This window comes from Microbispora sp. H13382 (assembly GCF_014161445.1).
Lineage (GTDB): Bacteria > Actinomycetota > Actinomycetes > Streptosporangiales > Streptosporangiaceae > Microbispora.
Genome location: NZ_JABBXA010000001.1, coordinates 236,110 through 258,196, shown reverse-complemented (window position 1 = coordinate 258,196; position 22,087 = coordinate 236,110). Strand labels below are relative to the sequence as shown.

Here is a 22,087-nt window from a genome sequence, read left to right as displayed (position 1 = left end):
GTGGTGCGATAACGCGGAGGGCACCAGGACAAGCGGGCTGCAAATCGACGGCAAGTGGCATGGTCGACTCTTCACCTTATGTACGAGAATCAGAACCCCGCTCCGGCCGACGTCACCATGCGGGTCCCCCGCCCCGCGCCCGCCGCGCCGCCCGGCGCGACCCTGTGGATGCCGCACCCCGTTCCCCCACCGTACGGCGGCTCCCGGCCGATCCGGCCCCGCCTGCTGTGGGTCTTCCTCTCCTGGGCGCTCTTCCTCGTCCTGCTGGTGGCGGGGGTCGGCGGGTTCGCCGGCGGCCTGTTCTCGACGATCGGCGACGTCGCGCCCACCACGACCTTCTCCGGCGGGCAGTCGGTGAGCGTCGCGCTCGACCCCGCGGACAAGCCCGCGATCTACGCGGCGGTCGACCAGCCCACCGACGTCAGCTGCCGGCTCGGCGACGGCACCGACCCGCGGGTGCGGCTGACCCGGCCGGCCGCCTCCCAGACCGTCACGCTGAACGGCACCACCTGGGAGCTGCTGTTCGAGGCCGGCGTCCCGCAGACGGGCACCTACCAGGTCGCCTGCGACGGCGACGGGGTGAGGTTCGGCGTCGGCAAGCAGCTCACCGGCGACATCGGCAGGCTGGTGGGCGGTGCGCTCGCGCTGCTGGCGCTGCCCACCGTCGGCTTCCTGGCCGCGGTGATCGTGACGATCGTCGTGCTGGTGCGCCGTTCCGGGGCCCGCCGTCGCATGGCGTGATTTGCTAGCGTTCCCCGCATGTACGGGCGGGACGTGCTTTCCGGAGACTGGCGAGGGCCACGGCGGGGGCTGATCCCCGAGATCCCGGCCGAGCCCGACCTCGTGGTCGAGGACGCCGAGGGCCGCTTCTGCGGCGCCGTGGTGGCCTGCGACAAGGAGGCGGTGACGCTGGAGGACCGGTTCGGCCGGCGACGGGTGTTCCCGCTGACCCCCGCGGGGTTCCTCCTCGACGGCGAACCGGTCACGCTGGTGCGCCCCCAGGCCGGCCCGAAGGGGCCGCTGCGGAGCGCCTCGGGGTCGATCGCGGTCGAGGGACTGCGCGCGCAGGTGGCCAGGGGGAGCCGCATCTACGTCGAAGGCGTCCACGACGCCGCCCTGGTCGAGAAGATCTGGGGGCACGACCTGCGGGTGGAGGGCGTCGTCGTCGAATACCTGGAGGGCGTCGACGACCTCCCCGCCATCGTCGAGGAGTTCGCCCCCGAGCCGGGCCGGCGGCTGGGCGTGCTCGTGGACCACCTGGTGCCCGGCTCGAAGGAGAGCCGCATCGCCGCCCGGGTGTCCGGGGACGACGTGCTCGTCGTCGGGCATCCGTTCGTGGACATCTGGCAGGCGGTCAAGCCGCGGGCGCTCGGCATCCCCGCGTGGCCGGACGTGCCGCGCGGCGTGCCGTGGAAGGAGGGCGTGATCGCGGCTCTCGGCTGGCGGATGGACCCCCAGGAGGCATGGCGGCACATCCTGGGCCGGGTCACGACCTACGCCGACCTGGAGCCCGAGCTGCTCGGCCGCGTGGAAGAACTGATCGACTTCGTCACGGCCGCCGACTAGGGAGTCAGGTCCCGCACGACGGCGTCGGCGAGCAGCCTGCCGCGCAGCGTGAGCACGGCCCGGCCCGCCTTGAACGCCTCCACCTCCAGCAGCCCGTCCGCCAGGGCCCGCGCGCACGCCGTGCGCCCCTCGGGGGCGATGTCCGCGAGCGCGAGGCCCGTGGCGAGGCGCAGCTCCAGCATGACCCGTTCGACGGCCCTGTCCTCCGCCGACAGCACTTCGCGGGCGTGCGCGGGCGAGGCCCCTTCCGCCAGGCGTGCGGCGTACGCGACGGGGTGCTTGACGTTCCACCAGCGGGTGCCGCCGACGTGGCTGTGCGCGCCCGGCCCGGCCCCCCACCAGTCCCCGCCGGTCCAGTAGAGCAGGTTGTGCCGGCAGCGGGCCTCGTCGCCGGTGGCCCAGTTGGAGACCTCGTACCAGCTCAGGCCGGCGGCCGTCAGCATCTCCTCGGCGATCAGGTAGCGGTCGGCCGCCACGTCGTCGTCCGGCATCGGCAGCTCTCCGCGCCGGATCCGGGCGGCGAGCCGGGTGCCGTCCTCGACGATCAGGGAGTACGCCGAGACGTGGTCGGGCCCGGCGGCGAGCGCGGCCTCCAGCGAGGCCCGCCAGTCGTCGTCGCTCTCCCCCGGTGTGCCGTAGATCAGGTCGAGGTTGACGTGCTCGAACCCCGCCTCCCGGGCCTCCCGCACGGCCTCGGCGGGGCGCCCGGGGGTGTGCCGCCGGTCGAGGACGGCGAGGACGTGCTCACCCGCGCTCTGCATGCCGAAGCTGACCCGGGTGAACCCGCCCGCCCGCAGCTCCTTCAGGTAGGTCTGGTCCACGGACTCGGGGTTGGCCTCGGTCGTCACCTCGGCGCCGGGCCGCAGGCCGAACTCCGCACCGATCGCGTCGAGGATCCGGACGAGATCGGCGGCGGGCAGCAGCGTCGGCGTGCCGCCGCCGAAGAACACGGTCTCCACGGCCGGTGCGGCGTCCCCCAGCACACGCCGGGCCAGCCGTATCTCCTCGACCGCGGTGGCGGCGTAGTCGCGCTGCGCGGCGCCGGGGCCCAGCTCCGCCGCCGTGTAGGTGTTGAAGTCGCAGTAGCCGCAGCGCGTCGCGCAGAACGGCACGTGCACGTAGAAGCCGAACGGACGGGAGCCGAGCCCGTCCAGGGCCCCGGACGGCAGCTCGCCGCTCGCGGGGACGGGATCGCCGTCGGGAAGCACAGAAGGCACGCTCTCCAGTCTGCCGCCACTCGCGCCCTGCCCTCGACGCCCCCGGTCACCCGGATCTCAGACTGATCCCTACCAGGGAATTGCCACCCTATCCGCCTTTGTCGCACTCGCCCAAATATCGCATTATTTGTCGTGCCGGATTATTCTAACGCGGGTCCGCCCGGCCGCCGCGCAACGCCATGACAAATCACCGCCTTCTCGAGGTCAGTCGCCGTGCACGCCCGGGAGCGGAACATCCGGCGATTCCCGAAGCACCCGGGGGCAATGTTTCGATCTTTCCTGGAGAAATTCAAGGCTGCGCCAGCGGCTTTTACCGGCCCGCCAGAAAGGGGATCAACCCGGCCGAGTGCGCCGATCTTTGAATCCGGTCTCACAGACGACCGGAGCCTCAGTGCAAGCACGGATCGCGACAGGCGGCTTCAGGGTGCGGGTTATCGGGGGTAATCATGCGTGACAGCGACCGGGCGAACGACGAGGCGAGCGAGCTGACGCGACGCCGGTTCATCCAGTTCTCCGGCCTGGCGGGCACCAGCATGCTGGCAGTGGGCATTCTTTCCGGTGCCGAGCACGCGCTGGCCGCGCCTTCATCGGCACTCGCCAAAGGGCCTAATCCCAAGGAGTGCGGAAGCCCCAAGGACTCCGACTCCCTCTGGCGGCTCAGCCAGAAGTGTCACAGCAACAACACCTGCCGCCAGAACCATGCCGACTACGTGGTGATGGGCGGCACCAAGAGCAAGAAGAAGTACGTCAACTACATTCTCGTCCCCACGCAGCGGATCAGTGGCATCGAGTGTTCCTGGATCTGCGGCAGCAGTGCACCGAATTATTGGAGCGCCGCGAACTACTATGCCACCAAGCCTCCCACTGTGGTTCCCACCCCGGTGGGATTGGGCATCAACTCGAAGCAGGCCAGAGGTTTCAACCAGCTGCACATTCATATGGCACGGGCGCGATTGGAGTCCCAGCACGACCTCGCCGCCCAGGACAACCTGGCCGCCAGAACCGTGGCGCACTGGGCGGACTCGCGCGTGTCGATCCGGGGTCTCAGTCAGAATCTCGGGATCATCCCGCACACCTACCGAGTGCTCATCTGGCCGGGATTCCACCACGACAATCTCTTCGCCATGCTCAGGACCATGCTGAAGCACGCTCTTGGACATGGAGGAACCACCGCCAAGGCTCAGGCGCTCATGCAGTATCAAACGCTGATCGTGATACCCCGGGCCGCCGGAGGCTTTTACATCATCAACAGCGAGAAGGCTTTGATGGACCCGAACAACCCCCATCTGGTCGGAACCGACACCTGCGACCCGCTGCTTCTCATGCATCCTTGATCCGTCACCGCTCGCCCGGCAGCGCCCGGACGGGGGTGCGGATGCCGCCGTGGCGGCGCGGTCGCGCCGCGCGGCGCCGGCCTCCAGCCCGGTCTCCCCTCCGCCGTCACCCGGGCGCTGCCATTGACGCCCTGATCACCGGGGTCTACGATCGCGACAATTTACAGGAAACTTTCCTATAAAAAGCGCTCGGAGGCCGGCGTGCTCATGAGAAGGACCCTCGCCGCGGCGGTCGCCGCCACCCTGGCGGCCGGGCTCGCGCCGTCAGCGGCCCAGGCCACCACCGGCGGCGGAGACCGCTACAAGCGGGTGGCCTACTTCATCCAGTGGGGCATCTATGGTTAGAACCTTCCTTGGAGTGCAAACTTCGAGGAGGCCCCCATGCCAGAGGTTGTCCCTGTCGTCTCGTACGCGCGCATCTCGTCGGACGGACGGGGAGACGAGCACGGCGTACAGGATCAGCACAAGGTCAACCGACAGACGGCCGGGCGGCTCGGCTGGACGATCGTCCACGAGTTCACCGACAACGACAAGTCCGCCGCCAAGGCCAACGTCGTACGCGACGCCTTCGAGGCGATGGTCAAGGCGCTCCGGGCCGGACGCCTCGCGGACGGGACACTTATAGAAGGTGTGGTGATCGTCGCTGAGGACCGGCTGGCACGCCGTCCCGGCGACTACGAGCGCTTCGTGGAAGCCTTCACCTATCGAGACGGGCGGGTCTTCGCCGACGCGCGCGGGCCGAAGGACCTCTACAGCGAGGACACCGAGAGCATGGGCCTGTTCGGGGCCGTGATCTCGAAGATGGAAGTCCGGAAGATGCAGCGGCGTATGCGTCGCTCTCACCGGGCGCGGGCCGAGCAGGGCGTACCGGTGGGCGGCCCTCGTCCGTTCGGCTGGCTGGCCGATCGCGTCACCATTCATCCCGAAGAGGGGCCGCTGCTGCGCGAGGCGGTAGACGCCATCATCGCCGGGGGCTCCCTGCGCGCGATCGTGATGAAGTGGCAGCAGCTCGGGGTGCGTACCACGCGGGGGAACGAGTGGTCACGCCGTTCCCTGCGGGCCACCCTGTCCAGTCCCCGGCTCTGCGGGTGGCGCGAGATCAACGGTGAGCTGGTCCGCGACGCGGACGGCGACCCGGTGATGGGCAAGTGGGAAGCCCTGATCACACCCGATGAATTGCTTGCCGTGCGGGCCGCCTTCGAGCGCACCTCACGGGAGAAGGCCGATCAGTACGCGGCCCTGGGCATGCGCTTCGATCAGCGGGAGCACCGCTATCTCCTGTCGGGCATCCTCCGGTGCGGCAAGCCCAAGGCTGATGGGACCGGCATCTGCAACGCGCCCCTACGGGTTCGGCCGGCACGGGGAGGAGTTCACCTCTACGTCTGTCCTGCCCCGAGCGACGGCGGATGCGGGGGCGTCGGGCGGCGCGGTGACAGGGTGGACGTGTTCATATCCGAGCTGGTCCTGGCGAAGCTCGACGAGTCCCCCGACGCGGACACGGAGGACGTCCCGTGGGCCGGTGAGCAAGAGCTGAAAGACAAGAAGGAACAGCTCGCCGAACTCACCCGGCAGTGGAACGCGCGCACGATCAGCAACGAGCTGTTCTTCATGCTCGTCCCGTCGCTTGAGCAGCGGATCAACGAGTTGCGGCGGGAGGGCCAGGCGTACACGGCGGCCAAGGAGCGCAAGCGGGCTCGGCGCATCGTTGACGGGGCCGACATACGGCGGCGCTGGTATCTGCCCGAGGACCAGGGCGGCCTCTCCATGGGCACCAAGCGCGCGATGGTCATGGAGGCGTTCCACGCGGTGATCGTTCACCCCGTGGGCAAGGGCATGGGGTCGTGGGGCAACTTCGACCCGAACGCGCTCGAACCCATCTGGCGGGAAGACTGACACCCTTACCTCGGCGTGACATCTGCCTTCCCCTGCTCCCTACGCAGACATACGTCAGCGAACGCCAATGGACGCCAGTGAACGCCAGCAAACAACGGTGGCCGGTCACGAAAAGGGCCATGCGCGGAACGCTGACCTGGCTAAATACGTTCTCCGGGTGGTACATCTGAAAGGGCAAGGGCTCCGTCCGCGACAGGGCGGAAAGACATTCACAACAGCGAGCTACCGGCCGCGACAAATTCGAGCACAGGGGAACCACCGGGCAAACAACAAAACACACAAGCCGTTCCGCTGGAGGGACCCGGCCCAGCGGTAGGCCCCCTGGACGTGCTCACCGGTTCACCGTCGCATAAACACTCCACATATCGCCTCGCTGAAAGCACCACCGCACTACAGACCTGCCTTCGGTCTGCTCTGCGCTGGTGCTTTGTCTTTCCCGGGTTCGCGCGAGGGGGCTTCCTACGAGGAAAGGAGGTCTCCGCTGGTACCCGAGGAACTGGGTCCAATGGCTGCGCTGGCTGAGGAGTGGTGCAAGCGGCAGCTCGAACGCTCGCCCCGGTGGGGCGTCAACAAGTGGCGGCGGCTCGCCGCCATCCAGGGTGCCGAGTACGTCGGCGACGCGCACGACACCGCCTCCGACAGCGGGAGGGATGCCGCGTGAGCGAACTCCCTCCCCTCTCCCCCGATGTTCTGGCCGCCGCCCAACGCGCCGCCATGCCGGACTTCGCCCGGTGGCAGGAGATGGTGCGCGCGACGGGCGGCTGTGCCCAGCCGATCCGGCTTCAGGGACGCCGGATCACTTTCGATGCCGGGTTGGAGGTGCTGGACGTCTACCGGACGGCCGACGAGCCGACGGGCTACCTGCTGACCGCGTGCGGCAACCGTCGTGCGTCGCGGTGCCCGGCCTGCTCGGAGGTCTACCGGGACGACACCTATCACCTGATCCTGTCCGGCCTGCGCGGCGGCAAGGGCGTTCCCGAGGACGTGAGCGCGCATCCCCGCGTGTTCGCCACGTTCACGGCCCCCTCGTTCGGCGCGGTCCACGCGCGCCGGATGAAGGGTGACAAGGTGTTGCCGTGCCGTCCTCGGCGGGACAACCCGGTGTGTGAGCACGGCAGGCCGGAAGGCTGCGGGGTCCGGCATGCCGACGATGACCCACGGGTCGGGCAGCCGATCTGTGTGGACTGCTACGACTACCGGGGCGCGGTGCTGTGGAACGCCCATGCCGGGGAGCTGTGGCGGCGCTTCACTCAGGCGCTACCGGCGGCCTTCGCCCGGCACCTCGGCGTCTCACGGGCCGCGCTTCGACGGCGGCTGCGGCTGTCGTACGCCAAGGTGGCCGAGTATCAGGCGCGGGGCCTGGTCCACTTCCATGCGGTGATCCGCCTCGACGGTCCGGACGGGCCGTCCGATCGTCCGCCGGACTGGGCGACCGTGCCCGTGCTCCAGGCCGCCATTCGGGAAACCGCGGCTGCGGTCTCGGTTCCCGTGCCGGACGATGCCCCGTCGTTCGTCGGCCGGTGGGGAACGCAACTCGACGTAGACCCCATCTACGTCGCGGCCTCGCTTGAGGGCATCGCGGATCAGCGGGTGGCGGCCTACATCGCGAAGTACGCGACGAAGGGGGCCGAGTCAGCCGGGACCGTGGACCGGCCGATCCGGGAGATGGCCGACGTCGCGCGCCTAGAGGTCACCGAGCATGCCCGGCGCATGATCTACACGTGCTTCGCCCTGGCGAACGATCCGGCCTACCGGCTGATCCCGCTGAGGCAGTGGGCGCACATGCTCGGCTATCGGGGCCACTTCTCCACCAAGAGCCGCCATTACTCGACCACGCTCGGCGCGCTGCGTCAGATTCGCGCGGATCACCAGGCCGAGCGGGCTCGGGAACGGCGGGGCCTGCCTCCTCGTGATGAGCGGGAGACGGTGACGGTCGGCCAGTGGCGCTTCGCTGGAAGCGGCTACCGGCACGGCGAACACCTGTGGGCCGAGCTGATCCGGCAACGCATCGCCACCGCCCGCCGAATCGCCCGCGAACGGGGAGAGCCAGCGTGACCTTGCCGGGCGTGGGTGCGGGAGTGGTGCGGCCGGCGCAATGCCGTAGGCACCCGAAGGGCCGCGAAGCGGTTGGGCCGGCGGCGCCACGGTGGAAAGCTACTGCCCTCGGCCCGTGGGCTCTACGCTTGGTGCGCCTTCCGTCGTCTCGCTGACAACCGATAGAAGGCAGAAGGCCCCCGGATTCGTTCGGGGGCCTTCACTCGTCTTCGGTGTCTCTCCTGGGCGGGCCGCCGGTCTCGGGGTCGGCGACGAAGGTGCCCTTGCCGAGCACGGTGTAGACGTCTCCGGCTTTGAGCAGTTCGTTGATGACGCGGCGTGCGGTGCCCTTGGCGATGCCGAACTCTTCGGCCATGCGAGGTTCACCAGGGATGGGGTGGCCCACCTGGTATTCGCCCGTCCGGATACGCCGTCGTATCTCTTCGAGGACGGCTTCCCATTTGAGCTGGTCAGGCCGGAACTCGATCACGGGCTCAAGAGTAGGAACGAAAGCGTTCCATGTCGTTACCACAGGTACCTAGAGGTACCTATAAGAGGGACTAGGAAGCAGTAGGAAGGTTGGCGTACGCTCAACCCGTCAGCGAGACAGACGGGAGAGACATGCGCCAGATCACAAACGGCAACCGGACCGCCAACCAACAGGCGGGCATCCTGGCCGCCCTCGGCGACTTACTCCGATCCCAAGGGGTCCGGACGCGCTTCATCAGCCACATCACCCTGCGGATGACCGGGTTCCCGGTGCAGGAGAAGGCGGGCGCGGAGCTGGACGTCTACGGCTTCGGCGGACAGGTTGCGACGGTCACCATCGACCAGGAGAACAAGCCGCGCCGCTTCCTGATCAAGCTACCGAAGTCCGGGACCGTCGTTCCGCTGCCCTCGGTCGACCAGCCACAGTCCGCCGTCCGATGGATCGTCGGCTGGGCCAACGGCGGGGCACAGTAAGGCGGCGGCTGTGATGGCGGCCACCCTCCTGGACCCGGACGAGTGCCTGAGCCCGCACTGGGAGATGCGCCGGAAAGATCACGTAGAACTCGTCTGGCATAAGCCGTTCGAGGGGGTCGGGCGCGTGCGAGCTCTCGCTTGGACCTGCGGCTGCCGGGCCGTCGTCTACGAACTGCTCCAGTCCGGCGGGCAGGCGTTCATCCGCAAGACCACCCAGGCCGAACCGACACCAAAGGTCCAGGAAACACACCGCTGGCCGGTCGAGGAGGCCCGCAGGGTGTGGCATGCCCTGCTGCTCGGCGAGATGCGATAAACGGTCCAGCACTCACGCGGCCCCCCTCACTCGGGCGGGGCCGCACCTGTTTCTACGCCCCGCACCACTTCTCCCCCGCCCCCGATAGCTGCCGACATCAGTGGCCCGACCGAGGTGTCAATGCCGTCTTCGCGTGTCCGTCCACCAACGACGTACACCGCAACCCGCCCCCAACCCGCACAGACGGCGTTGACACCGACCAAGGGCCACGAACAATCGAGCAGCGGGGGCGAGGCACAAGTGGAAGCAATAAGTATTTGCCCGCGGAGCTAAGCGGCGGATGGGTCAACAGAAATCCAGCTTAGGCCCTCACCAAATTTCTCCCCGAGAGACAGGGCAATACTCGAATCTAACTCGAATGCACAGTCGATGTACGTCATGCTCAACCCTTGAGCAAGTGCTCGCACCAGAATTGCCCGCGCAACGTCCTCGCCTATAAACCTCGCACCGAGGACCAGCAAGCGTATAAGCCTAGGCCGGCTCGTCGAGGCAAGACTCTCCGCAAGCAACTCTCCTCGCCTAAAAAGCTCTACAGACTCATCTAGCTGCCCTACACGGCTCTTCACGAGGCCAATGCATGCCAGTCCACAGGCTTGTATATCAGCCGCTTCAATAGACGAGATTAGAGACTCTGCAAGTTCAAAGCGGAATCCCTCCGCAACCCTCGCTATCAAACGAACGATAGCATGAGGTCGATCATCAAACTCCTTGACCCAAGACGAAATACGTTCGATTCTTTCGTCGTCTTGCTGCGATGCAGCCGCATAAGCGATATCAATAAGAACGTTACCCAAAATTTCAGAATCAACTATCTGCGAAGCAATCTCTTCAGCAGCGTCGAGTTCACCTAGATCCGCTGCTAAAATTGCGATCCGCATCAAGGCAGCGTCAAGAGCACCTTCTCCCAACAACGTTGAAGATAGCCATTCTGCTTGCTCGGTAAGCTCGGCATAGCGCTGTGGGTCAGAATGGAGCGGTCGAGCCACGACGACACGCCGAGGCCCCGACATATAACATTCCTCAAAGATAGCCAAGACTTCGTTCGAATCAATCCAGCCTGAACCTTCATCCGAAAAAATGGGGCCCCTGCTAGTCCTGCCAAAGCTTTCAAGTACGCTACTCTCTGCGCGCTCAAGTATGGCATGCGCCGCCTTCGGCAGCTTATTTTCTGCGCTCGCCCAAGCCAGAACCGCCAACCCTTCTGCCTTATCTTCCAAATCAAAAGCTGTCCGAACATCCCGAAGCAAACGCAGAGCCTTGATAAACTCGCCCGCCTTCGCCATGATGATAAAAAGCTCATCAACTGCACTAGACCAGAACCAATCATCTATCTGACCTAGCGCTTCGCGGGCCAACTCAAATGCTCGCGCTTTCCCATACTCGTTGGCGATACGTGCAAACATTCGGTTTACATGGTATAAATATTCGGGGTCCGCTTCCCATGGATCACCACCTTCTGCGATACTGCTAGCAAGCACGCTGATTTCATGATTAAAGTCTAGAAGACCATCCAGCGTAGGATAAGTCCACCAAGTGTCATCTGTCAGATCCGAGAGAGACAGGCCGTATGCCGAATCAAGATCCAGCCACAAGTCATCGGCCTCAGTAGCGAACCTCTCGGCACGCGCGCTTTCTCCGAGTCGCTCAGCAACAAAAGCCAGAAGCTGATAGGCGTTTCCTTTTATCCCCACATGAGAAATCTCTTCCAAGATTGGCTCTGCTTCTTGCATGCTTCCTGCAAGCACGCAAGTTTTTACTATGTTCAATTTTGCGATGTCTGCTGCAATGTCTGGAGAATCCCTGAATTGGTAAAGATATTCACCCTGCAGCTCTCTTGCCACACCTAAGCTTCTCTGGATAAGCCGCTGTCCAATGAGGTTTCTCCCATCTTCGTACGCACACTTGGCAACGAAGCATAGTAGAGTAACTAGATCTTGCGACTCCCCGAGTTTGTTTGCTGTTTTCTCGGCCAGGTCATACAGCCCACTAAGGGCGAATTCACGCGCTATCAGTGTGTAGCTTTCCTTTCTTCTGGACCTATTCGTCTCGGTGTCAGCTATCGACAAAGACTCATAGTGCAGCCGTTCAGATAACTCCTCCTCGCCCCCCTCTGCCGCAACAGCGCCTACCGATGCAAGGAGGACCGCTCGGTCTTTAGCATTTTTTACTTTCCGGCACCTGGCTTCTGCGGTACGAAAATGCTCAACTCCTCGCTCAACTTGGCCGGCTTGCAGCAAAGATAAAGCGACGTCGCACAGGGCTTTAACATGCGATGCTGCATCCTTAAAGGTCCTCGCCAATCGCAATGCGTGGTCGAAGTGCTTCGTTCTGTTTAGTAGATGAAGCACTTCCATCCGGGCATTACCATTATTAATTTTTGTCGCTGCATCTACCGCCACCTCAGGGGCCTGGCAATCCAAAGCCCTCCTAGCGATGCCATTCAATGCCCAGTCCCTAAGGTGGTCTTCAAACCCAAGCGCCAGAATAATCGATTGCTTTAGTACGTCGAGGCATCGCAGTCGGTCGCCCGCCCTGCTGTACATGCTGGCGAGTGCGACTAGAGCATCAGCTCGTGCTACACCTTGGTCGCTGCCCTGATCCAAACGCATCGCTTGTGCAAAAGCTTCCTCGGCAGCAGTTTGCTCATTTGATTTTGCAAATTCCCCCACTAGGGCATACAGGAGGATAAGTTGCTCACGTCTATTCCCGATTTTCCGAGCGCTGCTTAGGGCCCGATCCACATATCCCGCCTCTGCGCTTATCTCGGCTAGTCCAAGCCAATAATCGTCTACTTCCTCCATGTCATCAGGTAGGCTGAATGTTTTGTAGACGTCATTATATAAACTCTGAATGAAATCCCTATCCTTCCCCTGCCGGCTAGCGACTTCAAACAGGCCTCGCAGAGTATGAAGCTTCTCCAAGGCTCCATGCATAGTACGCGTGAAGTGGAGAGCCCGTGGCCATTGCTGCAAAACAGCGGACGCTATAACGACGGAAGGAGGATACTGAGCCGTACGGTCAATTAGCCGTTGCCGCTGGATAGCTAACGTACATGCTTTCTCGATGTCCGTGTCGGATCGTTCTACCATCAGCTCGAAAGCATAGTTCAGCTCCTGAACACCGAATCCGTCATGTCCCGTTCTTTGCTTCAGGAGCTCCAACCTAGACTCCGTTGCAAGTCGTGACAGTCTTTCGATGTCCCGGTGAGCAGTGAGGAGAGTCGGGTAGAAATTGATCAGATAGACAGGAGTATCTATCGGCCATCCCCTGCGTTCGTACTCGTCCGCCCAAGCATGCACGAGGTTCACGTAGTGATTGATCGTTCGCTGTCCGAGATTATCGATTGTGACTTGTTGCAACTCGGCGTGTGCGAATGCATAGGCCATTCCCGCGGCAGTCATTACAGGGCGGAGTACTCGCCCTGCTTTGCTTGTAATTATTCGCTCGATTGAGATAGGGGACATAGGAGGCCCTATCCTTCGCTCATCTCCTGCATCCAGCTCAAGTAGCGTCAGGATCTCACCTAGTGTGAGAGGGCTAGCTGCCGCAAGTAGCCCTAGTAGCTGTTGCACGAAAGTTTCGTCGCTGGTCAGGAGCAGGTCACGAATCTCTTGGTGTGCCAGATCACGAAGGCGCTCTGCATATGGACTCGGGCTTAGAATAGCTATGTCACCAGATGCACTTAGGGCGCGTAGTGGATGAGAAAGGGGAACTCTTTCAGAGAGAGGAGGCCCCTCTCTGCTGAACACAACAACATGACAGCGCGGAAGAGGCACGCTAGGAAGGTGAGCGGCAATTGGCGTAGGGTCGTCGTTTTCGTCTAATCCGTCTACCAGCAACACTAGATGCCGCTGCAACTTCTCGGCCAGCCTACCGGCCTCATTCCAAAGGCTTATGAATTCTGCGGGACCAGAAGAGGGCGGAGCGTCTCTTCCCAGGAGGGCCGATAACTGATCGCATACACTCTCGAAGTATTGCCGGGTTTGCTGGCTCCGCACCCGAGACACGAAAAAGGAGACGATATCAGTATCGTTTGGCGGATGTGTGGCTAGGTGGGCAGCCAAAGTAGTTTTTCCAGTCCACGGGCCTGCAATCCACCATTGGTAAAACTGATCCGACCTAATGAACCGCTGGAGACTGAGTATCTCTGCTTCACGGTCACGGAAAGACGGCGTTGCTGTAGCGATATCGTCTATATAGTCAGCGTAAATAGGCCGCCGGCGTGCAGGTATCAATCCTCGATGAAGCTTGTCGCCCGCTAGGAGTCCATGTAAATCGGCGATGCTAGGGGTTGATTCACGAAAGTCGCCTATGGACGATACATGTTCGCCTAGGACTGCCGCGACCCGGATACATCTCAGAGTAGTATCTTGGTTGCCAGCTTCAACCACGACCCCTGCAAGAGAACCAAAAACAAAAACAGGAGCTCCAGAAAACCCCCTCCAGGCCTCTCCATGCGCGATTGAGCCGCCGTCCGGGTTGAGCTCCAGATAGCCCGCTTTGGGGTTGGTTGGAGTACGAATAGATCCTGTCAGGTATTTGCCGTCTCGTATCGTTCGTTCAGACCGAGCAATGGTGTGGGTAGAGGGAAACCCCGCAGCTTCAAACGGAACTACTCGTGCCGGCTCACTCTCTATGTGGCCAAAAATCGGCTGCACGAAGGGCGTTGGGGCATCGCGCCAGATGATTCTGAGGATTGCTAAATCAACCTCTGGCGCTTGCGCCACCCAAGCCACTTGCGCTTCGAGTATTTCCTGACTCTTACTGGAATAGCCAAATCGTACTTTTACATACGCACCAGCAGGTGCCCCTGTAATGACGTGCCGCGCCGTGATAACCAGATTTTCGCTTATCCGATAACCGGAACCATAGTCGTAAGGCGCTCGACTAGCGGCGGCGTCAGCGCGAGCGCCGACCACTATTATTTCTGCAACTTGGGCTAGTTCGATTTTCCCCAAGTGATGCTGCGTCATGCTTACCCTGGACTACTTTGCATTACTCGGGCATTGTGCCGGTTACTCTATCGGACACCTGCAGACTCGCTCCGTCCGCCTGCCGTGGAGTGAGGGAAATTTTTATCCGTTGCGTCGTCCCGGAAGTTCTCTTCTTTGAAGCATCGCCATTCAAGACCCACAGCTTTATTCCACCCTTCCCTCCTCGCTCTTGAGTCGCCGTCACCTCGACTTCCAGATCTATCGGTCCAAGCTCAAATCGAATGTCTTGATCCTTCCCTGCGACCGATGCAGTTCCTAACTCTGTTCGTAGTTGCTCAAGCCACTCCGCGAGCCCGATGAGTTCTTCGTTGTTCAAGCCAGTCATCGATACATCCCGTCCTTGCTCACGCCCGATGCGTATCGGACAAGCCTACAATCCAACCGCGTGCTTGTCGGCGTCAAGCGACGGCCGTTACGAGGCCACTCACCATATGTGCGTTATGTCTAATTTGTGGTGCTTCCGCGATATCGGGGTGAGCGCGGGGGCGGCGCGGGCCGGGACCGGCCGGAGAGCCGCATGCCCGGCCCGCTGGCCGCCCGGCGCACTGCGGGCCGCCGTAGGCGGCTCGCCTTGACCTTGTAGAGAAAGTCCTCGCCGATACATGGTCGTCCGTCGTTGTCTTCGGGCTTGGCGGTAAGTGCTGACGGTGCGAGATACGGCGGCGTGACGGCATCGGAGCACGTCAGGCGGGAAATCAAGCTGGATGGTGATCGCTAAGCCCTAGGCCGACATTCCTACGGAAATATGTTGCGCTAAGGTCGGTACTAGGGGCGGAACTTCCACGTGAAGGACGTGGACGCCAGTGGCGCCGCCGGGAAGCTGACCCACCTCAACTACGCCTTCGGGTTCGTCGGCCCGGAGGGCACCTGCTACTCCGCCGACCCCTGGGCCGACTGGCAGCGCCCCGTGCCCGCCGAGCAGAGCGTCGACGGCGTCGCCGACACCGACGACCAGCCGCTCAAGGGCAACCTCGGCCAGCTCAAGAAGCTCAAGGCCCGCCACCCCGGCCTCAAGGTCCTCATCTCCCTCGGCGGCTGGACCGGCTCGAAGTACTTCTCCGACGCCGTCCTCACCCCCGAAGCCCGCGCCAAGCTCGCCGCCTCCTGCGTCGGCCTGTGGCTCAAGGGCGACCTGCCCGGCCTGCCCGCCGGCGCCGCCGCCGGCGTCTTCGACGGCATCGACCTCGACTGGGAGTGGCCCGGCTCGGCCGGCAACGACGGCAACGTCATCCGCCCCGAGGACAAGCAGAACTTCACCCTGTTCCTGACCGAACTGCGCCGCCAGATGAAGGCGTACGACCGGCGGGCCGAGCTCACCGCCTTCCTCCCCGCCGCCGCCGCCAAGATCGACGCCGGCTTCGAGGTCCGCAAGGTGTTCGACCAGCTCGACTTCGCCACCGTCCAGGGCTACGACCTGCACGGGACCTGGGAGAACCGCACCGGCCACCAGGCCAACCTGCTCACCGACCGCCGCGACCCCAACGAGGTGAAGTTCAGCGTCGACCAGACCGTACGCGACTACATCGGCCGCGGCGCCCCCGCACGCAAGATCGTCATCGGCGTCCCCGCCTACGGCCAGGGCTGGACCGGCGTGACCACCCGCGGCAACGGCCTGTACGCCACCGCCGCCGGCCCCGCCCCCGGCACCTGGGCCGCCGGCAACGAGGACTACAAGAACCTCGTCAACAAGCCCGGCAAGCGCTACCGCGACCTGCTCACCGGCACCCTGTGGCTCTACGACGGCAACGAGTTCTGGTCCTACGACGACCCCGCCGTCATGGTGGAGAAGGCCGCCTACATCCGGCTGAAGGGCCTCGGCGGCTCCATGCTCTGGTCCATCGACCAGGACGACGCCAAAGCCTCCCTCACCACCGCCCTCTACTCCATCCTCCGCTGACACCCCACCCCCCGGGAGGGGACCCCATACGGCTCCCCTCCCCCGTCGTAGCGGTGCTGTGGAACTCGCACACGCTCGGCTACCGGGGCGGGAGCGGTGGGAGTTCACCCCGTCATGACCTATGGCGGACTGGCATGTTCTGCCCGACGGCACAGATGTTTGGTTGCCTCCAGCAGACGCCGTTCTGCACGTCGAACGAACCATCGTTCGTGAATGCCTGCTGTGACGCTCCCTGGACGAAGGTGGGAGCGACAGTGCCGGTGACGCTCTGGTTGTGCCTACCCATGCCGGATCGGTTCTGGCCGCCGCCGGCTCGTCCCCCTCTGATCACCTGACCTCCGCCTCCGCCGGGGCCGGGGTGGTGAGATGCTTCGAGCACCACGTGGTGGGCGGCGACGCGGGCGTTCGACGGCTGCGCGGCGGAAATCCCCGCCACCGTGATCACAAGCGTGGTCAGGGCCAGCCGCCGGGTCGTCAGGAGCACGGCCTGGTGCGAATTCCGTGCAGCGTAGCGGTACAACTTGGTAGCACCTTCTTCTTCAGTGACGGGCATTCGCCGTCGCTCGTACAGTCCTGCGGGGATGTGCGCCTTATACCCCTGGGGAAGGCCCACGGCCGGAGCTGAGAAAGATCGGTGCACGTCATTACTGGTCCTTTGGCGGCAGGCGTCGCCAAAGCCTCCCTCACCACCGCCTCTACTCCATCCTCCGCTGACAGCTGATTCCAATCGTCTTCACAGCGACCACAAGTGTGTGTGCGCAGGCTGGTCGCATTCGCGCGGCGCGGTGGTGCCAATGGAGGCGGGGAGCGTGAACCCTCGCGGGAAATCGGCGCCGTGACTATCCCGGGCCCTGGGCCGCTGTCAGGGCTTCAGGAGGAGGCTGATCTGCGAGCCGAGTTCCCGGAAGCCCAGCGCTCGGGCCACTCGCCGTGACGGCTCGGGGCGTGCTCTCCACTGGGGCAGCAGCCCCTCGGCCAATGCGTCCGCCACCGCCGCCGAGGCCACCAGGCGGGCCAGGCCACGACCACGGTGCGCCGCGGCGACCAGGACGGACAGATGGGCCGCCGTGTCCAGCCAAGGGCGATACCCGGCGGCGGCGAGCACGTCACGGCCCTCCCGCAGCACCCGAACCGCCGAGGCGACCTCCTCCATGCCGCTTTCGTCGGCATCCCGGGCGTCCACCGAGGCCACCAGTGAGCGGACATCCCGATGTCCCGGCGGCAGCCGCTCGACGACGGTGTCGCGATGGGACGGGGCGAAGTCGGCGGCGTCCAGGTACGCCAGCGTCGCCGGGCCCAGGACGTCGTGAACGCTCAGGCGGCCGGGGAGCCGGGACAGGTCGATGTCTGTGTCGAGCGCGCCGAGCAGGGCATCGTGCAGCCGCCCGGCCAACCCGGCTTCCGGCACGGTCGCCAGGACGGCCCCGTCCAATTCGACCACGCCCGCCCATCCGGGCGGACACAACCACGACTCCGGCGAGACGACGACGGTCACGCCGCCCGACGGGGGAAACGCGACCGTGACACGGGCCAGGGCCGCCCACAGCCGACGCGCCTGTTCCAAGGAGTCCCGCGACACTCCTCGATCATCCTCGTGGCCCGGCTTCCGGCCAAACCGGTTCCCACGGGCAGGCGGCGCCGTTCCGGGAGGGGGCGGCAGGGCCACCAATCATCAGAGACCTTTTCGGCCACCGCCCTTACCGTGCGGGCGCTCCGTGATCAGGACGCGACCACGCCGGTGCGGCTGCCGAGGACGCGCTCGGCGACCCTGTCCCACTTGTCGCTGCGGCCGGGAACGGCGAGGATCCGCAGCATCAGGTCTCTGCCGCCGTGGTAGGCCCGGAACGCCTCGGCGATCGTCACCCCGTCCGAGGGCCGGTCGAGCACCTCGATCTCGTCGCCCGCGCCGAGCTCGCCCCGCTCGACCACCCGGAAGTACGCCCCGGGACGGCCGGCCTCGGTGAAGCGCTTCACCCAGCCGCGCTCGTCCAGCCAGTTGCGGAACACCACGCACGGGATGCGGGGGTAGGTGACCTCCAGGACGGCCGTGCCCACCCGCCACCGCTCGCCGAGGACGGCGCCGCTCACGTCGGCCCCGGACGTCGTGAGGTTCTCCCCGAACTGGCCGTCACGCAGGTCCCGGCCCATACGGGGCTCCCACCAGTCGTAGTCCTCCCGCGCGTACGCGTACACCGCCTGGTCGGGGTGACCGTGGTTGGCCACGTCGGCGCGCTCGTCGCCCTCCAGGCCGTTGTCGCGTACGGCCACGCGGCCCTCGGCCTTCCGCTTGTCGATGGCGGTGCGCCGAAGTTCTCCGGCCCACTCGGCGTCGACGGCCCGGCCCACGTTCACAGAGAGGATGTACATGCCCAAACGTTAACGGATGGTCATGTTTCCCTGCGATCCTATTAAGTTGTGGTCAATTCGGACAGAGCTACTTCTTGTTCTTGTCCGGCGCCTCGGAGGAGAGGGCGGCGACGAAGGCCTCCTGGGGGACCTCCACCCGGCCGACCATCTTCATCCGCTTCTTGCCTTCCTTCTGCTTCTCCAGCAGCTTGCGCTTACGGCTGATGTCACCGCCGTAGCACTTGGCGAGGACGTCCTTACGGATGGCGCGGATGTTCTCGCGAGCGATGACACGGGCGCCGATCGCGGCCTGGATGGGCACCTCGAACTGCTGCCTCGGGATGAGCTCCTTGAGCTTCTTGGCCATCTCCACCCCGTAGGCGTACGCCTTGTCGCGGTGGACGATCGCGCTGAACGCGTCCACGGTCTCGCCCTGCAGCAGGATGTCCACCTTGACCAGGTCGGCCTCCTGCTCCCCGGACGGCTCGTAGTCGAGCGAGGCGTACCCGCGGGTCTTCGACTTGAGCTGGTCGAAGAAGTCGAAGATGATCTCGCCGAGCGGGAGCGTGTAGCGGATCTCGACCCGGTCCTCCGAGAGGTAGTCCATGCCCTGGAGCTGCCCGCGGCGGCCCTGGCACAGCTCCATGATCGCGCCGATGAACTCGGACGGTGCGAGCACCGTGGCCTTCACCATCGGCTCGAAGATCTGGCCGATCTTGCCGGCCGGGAACTCCGACGGGTTGGTGACGACGTGCTCGCTGCCGTCCTCCATGATCACCTGGTAGATGACGTTCGGCGAGGTCGAGATCAGCGAAAGGTTGAACTCGCGCTCCAGCCGCTCACGGACGATCTCCATGTGCAGCAGGCCGAGGAAGCCGCAGCGGAAGCCGAAGCCGAGGGCCGCCGAGGTCTCCGGCTCGTACACGAGGGCGGCGTCGTTCAGCCGGAGCTTGTCGAGGGCCTCGCGCAGCTCGGGGTAGTCGTCGCCGTCGATCGGATAGAGCCCGGAGTAGACCATCGGCTTGGGGTGCTCGTATCCGCCCAGGGCCTCCGCGGCGGGCTTGAGCGCGTTGGTGACCGTGTCACCGACCCGGCTCTGGCGCACGTCCTTCACACCGGTGATCAGGTAGCCCACCTCGCCGACGCCGAGCCCCCGGTCGGACGGCATGGGCTCCGGCGAGATGACGCCGATCTCCAGCAGTTCGTGCTGGGCGCCCGTGGACATCATCAGCACGCGCTCGCGCTTGGACAGGTGCCCGTCCACCACCCTGACGTACGTCACGACGCCCCGGTAGGTGTCGTACACGGAGTCGAAGATCAGCGCCCGGGCGGGGACGTCGGCGTTGCCGACGGGCGCCGGGATGTGCTCCACGACGTGGTCGAGCAGCTCCTTGACGCCGACGCCGGTCTTGCCGGACACGCGCAGCACGTCGCCGGGGTCGCAGCCGATCAGGCCCGCGATCTCCTCGGCGTACTTGTCCGGCTGCGCCGCGGGCAGGTCGATCTTGTTGAGGACCGGGATGATGTGGAGGTCGGCGTTCATGGCCAGGTAGAGGTTGGCCAGCGTCTGCGCCTCGATGCCCTGGGCGGCGTCCACGAGCAGGATCGCGCCCTCGCACGCCTCGAGGGACCGGGACACCTCGTAGGTGAAGTCCACGTGGCCCGGCGTGTCGATCATGTTGAGGACGTGGCCGTTCCACGGAAGCCGCACGGCCTGCGACTTGATGGTGATGCCCCGCTCCCGCTCGATGTCCATGCGGTCGAGATACTGCGCACGCATCGACCTGTCGTCCACCACGCCGGTGATCTGCAGCATGCGGTCGGCGAGGGTCGACTTGCCATGGTCGATGTGCGCGATGATGCAGAAGTTGCGGATCAACGCGGGGTCGGTCTGGCCAGGCTGGATGCGCACCGGGGTCCGTTTCGACAAATTGGATGACTGCTGGTCGATCGGGCCGCCCTCGTCACGCGCGGCGGGCCCTCCCGAGGCTGGCGGACCAGCCACCCTCCATGGTGGCATGTCCGGATGCTTGCCTTGACCACCAGACGAGTTCTGCGATTAGCCGCCGTCGTCGTGGCCGTTCCGCTCGCGCTCGGGCTGGCCGGCGCCGCCGCGCTGCGCCTCCAGTTCGCCGGAACGCCCGCCGGCTGGGCCAGGACGACCGGCCACGACGCCCTGTGGATGGGCCACGCGTGGGTGGACGGCCGCCGCACCGAGGCCGACGTGCGGGCCCTCGCCGTACGGCTGCGCGCCAGCGGCATCAGGGACGTGTACGTCCACAGCGGGCCGTACGAGTACGACGGGACCTTGCCACCCGTTCGCTACCCCAATGCCAGAAATTTCCTGAAATGGTGGCGGGCGAACGTGCCCGGAGTCCGGGTGTCGGCCTGGCTCGGCCAGACGGTCAACGACAACGGCAAGCCCCACCTGAGCCTGGCCGACACGGCGACCCGGGCCAGGGTCGTGGCGGGCGCCCGGGACCTGGTCGCCGTCGGGTTCGACGGGATCCACTACGACTTCGAGCCGGTCGACGACGGGGACGGGCCGTTCCTCAGCGTGCTGCGGGAGACGCGGGCGGCCATCGGCGCCCGGCCGCTGTCGGTCGCCACGCAGCAGATCGAGCCGCTGCCCGGCCTGCGCGCCCCCACCGCCCTGGCGATCGGCCACGACAAGTACTGGACGCCGGACTACTTCCGCCAGGTGGTGGGCCTCACCGACCAGGTGGCGATCATGACGTACGACTCGTGGACGCCGCTGAACTCTCTCTACGGCGGCTACGTCGCACGGCAGACCACGCTCGCCCTCGACCTGGTGCCCGAGGACAAGACCCTGCTCATCGGGGCTCCGGCGTACCACGACCACGGCGTCTGGTACGGCGACCGGGCCGAGAGCGTCCAGGCCGCCGCCGAGGGCGCGCGGCTCGCGCTCAGCGACCACGGTCCGCGCACCGAGTTCGGCCTGGCCCTGTACGTCGACTTCGCGGCCACGGAGCAGGACTGGAAGGAGTACGAGAGCGCGTGGGTGCGCGGCGGCCCCGGTGGGTCGGTGGAGTCGTCGGGCGGGCAGGCCGATGTGCGGACCGCGGCGGCCGCGCCGCGATAGCATGAGCGGGGGCGGTCCTGTCGTCGTGAATTTGAGCGGCGGCCCGGGCTGTTGGTATCCTGTCCAACTGCGTGTGGCGCGCCCTCTCACGAGCCCGCGCGCCCCATCCGACCAAGACTTAACACTGAGGCTTTCTTCGTGGCGAACATCAAGTCCCAGATCAAGCGCAACCGGCAGAACGAGAAGCACCGGCTGCGTAACAAGGCCGTCAAGTCGTCCCTGAAGACCGCGGTCCGCAAGTTCCGCGAGGCCGCCGACCAGGGCAACGTCGACGACGCCCTCGTCGCGCTCAAGGCCGCGTCCCGGCAGCTCGACAAGGCCGTCAGCAAGGGCGTCATTCACAAGAACCAGGCTGCCAACCGGAAGTCGGCGATCGCCAAGCGCGCCGCCACCCTGCAGGCCGCCAAGTAACTCACGCCTGGCGTAC

The 22,087-nt window shown here is 65.2% G+C and carries 19 protein-coding genes; 12 read left to right on the top strand and 7 right to left on the bottom strand.

Going from position 1 to position 22,087, the window contains the following annotated elements:
• Window positions 1-78 precede the first annotated feature (78 nt).
• Both HHX41_RS01020 and HHX41_RS01015 read left to right on the top strand, forming a co-directional pair.
• Window positions 79-741 (top strand): hypothetical protein, encoded by a 663-nt coding sequence (locus HHX41_RS01020; protein WP_182904445.1) that lies wholly within the window; start codon window positions 79-81, stop codon window positions 739-741.
• An 18-nt stretch (window positions 742-759) separates the two neighbouring features.
• Window positions 760-1,566, top strand: coding sequence for a DUF3097 domain-containing protein (locus HHX41_RS01015; RefSeq protein WP_182904444.1), 807 nt, complete (start codon window positions 760-762; stop codon window positions 1,564-1,566).
• On the opposite strand, the gene hemW is transcribed toward HHX41_RS01015, so the two are convergent.
• Entirely contained in the window at window positions 1,563-2,783 is a 1,221-nt protein-coding gene (gene hemW / locus HHX41_RS01010; RefSeq protein ID WP_182904443.1) for a radical SAM family heme chaperone HemW, read from the bottom strand. The two genes, HHX41_RS01015 and hemW, sit on opposite strands and share 4 nt — an antisense overlap.
• 446 nt (window positions 2,784-3,229) lie before the next feature.
• Between hemW and HHX41_RS01005 the strand changes: the two genes are divergently transcribed.
• The 5 genes from HHX41_RS01005 (at window position 3,230) to HHX41_RS00985 (ending at window position 8,065) form a co-directional block, all read left to right on the top strand.
• A complete protein-coding gene (locus HHX41_RS01005; protein ID WP_182904442.1) occupies window positions 3,230-4,117 on the top strand; it encodes a CDP-diacylglycerol diphosphatase in 888 nt (295 codons plus the stop codon).
• A 207-nt stretch (window positions 4,118-4,324) separates the two neighbouring features.
• Window positions 4,325-4,462 (top strand): hypothetical protein, encoded by a 138-nt coding sequence (locus HHX41_RS01000; protein ID WP_168066240.1) that lies wholly within the window; start codon window positions 4,325-4,327, stop codon window positions 4,460-4,462.
• Between the two features lie 36 nt (window positions 4,463-4,498).
• The gene (locus tag HHX41_RS00995) at window positions 4,499-6,010 is read left to right on the top strand and encodes a recombinase family protein (protein ID WP_182904441.1); all 1,512 of its coding nucleotides are present in this window, start codon (window positions 4,499-4,501) and stop codon (window positions 6,008-6,010) included.
• Window positions 6,011-6,515: 505 nt separating this feature from the next.
• On the top strand, window positions 6,516-6,671 hold the full coding sequence (locus HHX41_RS00990) for a hypothetical protein (RefSeq protein WP_182904440.1): 156 nt from the start codon (window positions 6,516-6,518) through the stop codon (window positions 6,669-6,671).
• Window positions 6,668-8,065, top strand: a complete 1,398-nt coding sequence (locus HHX41_RS00985) for a replication initiator (RefSeq protein WP_182904439.1) — start codon at window positions 6,668-6,670, stop codon at window positions 8,063-8,065. Before HHX41_RS00990 ends, HHX41_RS00985 begins: the two co-directional genes overlap by 4 nt.
• A gap of 199 nt (window positions 8,066-8,264) precedes the next feature.
• On the opposite strand, the gene HHX41_RS00980 is transcribed toward HHX41_RS00985, so the two are convergent.
• On the bottom strand, window positions 8,265-8,534 hold the full coding sequence (locus tag HHX41_RS00980; protein WP_076437814.1) for a GntR family transcriptional regulator: 270 nt from the start codon (window positions 8,532-8,534) through the stop codon (window positions 8,265-8,267).
• 131 nt (window positions 8,535-8,665) lie between these two features.
• Between HHX41_RS00980 and HHX41_RS00975 the strand changes: the two genes are divergently transcribed.
• Together HHX41_RS00975 and HHX41_RS00970 are read left to right on the top strand one after the other, a co-directional pair.
• Complete coding sequence (locus tag HHX41_RS00975; protein ID WP_182904438.1) at window positions 8,666-9,007, top strand: hypothetical protein; 342 nt, start codon at window positions 8,666-8,668, stop codon at window positions 9,005-9,007.
• A 124-nt stretch (window positions 9,008-9,131) separates the two neighbouring features.
• Complete coding sequence (locus tag HHX41_RS00970; RefSeq protein WP_182904437.1) at window positions 9,132-9,320, top strand: hypothetical protein; 189 nt, start codon at window positions 9,132-9,134, stop codon at window positions 9,318-9,320.
• A gap of 269 nt (window positions 9,321-9,589) precedes the next feature.
• Here the strand turns inward: HHX41_RS00970 and HHX41_RS00965 are convergent, their stop codons facing one another.
• Together HHX41_RS00965 and HHX41_RS42155 are read right to left on the bottom strand one after the other, a co-directional pair.
• Entirely contained in the window at window positions 9,590-14,293 is a 4,704-nt protein-coding gene (locus tag HHX41_RS00965; RefSeq protein ID WP_182904436.1) for a trypsin-like peptidase domain-containing protein, read from the bottom strand.
• Between the two features lie 22 nt (window positions 14,294-14,315).
• Window positions 14,316-14,639 carry a trypco2 family protein gene (locus HHX41_RS42155; RefSeq protein ID WP_220503620.1) on the bottom strand — a complete coding sequence of 108 codons (324 nt, stop codon included), beginning with the start codon at window positions 14,637-14,639 and terminating at the stop codon, window positions 14,316-14,318.
• A gap of 459 nt (window positions 14,640-15,098) precedes the next feature.
• Here HHX41_RS42155 and HHX41_RS00960 point away from each other — a divergent pair, with 459 nt between their 5' ends.
• Window positions 15,099-16,211, top strand: coding sequence for a glycoside hydrolase family 18 protein (locus HHX41_RS00960; RefSeq protein ID WP_310741697.1), 1,113 nt, complete (start codon window positions 15,099-15,101; stop codon window positions 16,209-16,211).
• An 862-nt stretch (window positions 16,212-17,073) separates the two neighbouring features.
• Here HHX41_RS00960 and HHX41_RS00955 read toward each other — a convergent pair.
• From HHX41_RS00955 to lepA, 3 genes are all read right to left on the bottom strand, one after another.
• The gene (locus HHX41_RS00955) at window positions 17,074-17,775 is read right to left on the bottom strand and encodes a GNAT family N-acetyltransferase (RefSeq protein WP_220503619.1); all 702 of its coding nucleotides are present in this window, start codon (window positions 17,773-17,775) and stop codon (window positions 17,074-17,076) included.
• Window positions 17,776-17,930: 155 nt separating this feature from the next.
• Window positions 17,931-18,578 carry an MOSC domain-containing protein gene (locus HHX41_RS00950; RefSeq protein ID WP_182904434.1) on the bottom strand — a complete coding sequence of 216 codons (648 nt, stop codon included), beginning with the start codon at window positions 18,576-18,578 and terminating at the stop codon, window positions 17,931-17,933.
• Window positions 18,579-18,645: 67 nt separating this feature from the next.
• A complete protein-coding gene (gene lepA / locus HHX41_RS00945) occupies window positions 18,646-20,469 on the bottom strand; it encodes a translation elongation factor 4 (protein ID WP_310741696.1) in 1,824 nt (607 codons plus the stop codon).
• Window positions 20,470-20,583: 114 nt separating this feature from the next.
• On the opposite strand from lepA, the gene HHX41_RS00940 reads away from it, so the two are divergent.
• Together HHX41_RS00940 and rpsT are read left to right on the top strand one after the other, a co-directional pair.
• Complete coding sequence (locus HHX41_RS00940; RefSeq protein WP_182904433.1) at window positions 20,584-21,660, top strand: hypothetical protein; 1,077 nt, start codon at window positions 20,584-20,586, stop codon at window positions 21,658-21,660.
• 138 nt (window positions 21,661-21,798) lie between these two features.
• Window positions 21,799-22,071, top strand: coding sequence for a 30S ribosomal protein S20 (gene rpsT / locus HHX41_RS00935; protein ID WP_169979202.1), 273 nt, complete (start codon window positions 21,799-21,801; stop codon window positions 22,069-22,071).
• Window positions 22,072-22,087 lie beyond the last annotated feature (16 nt).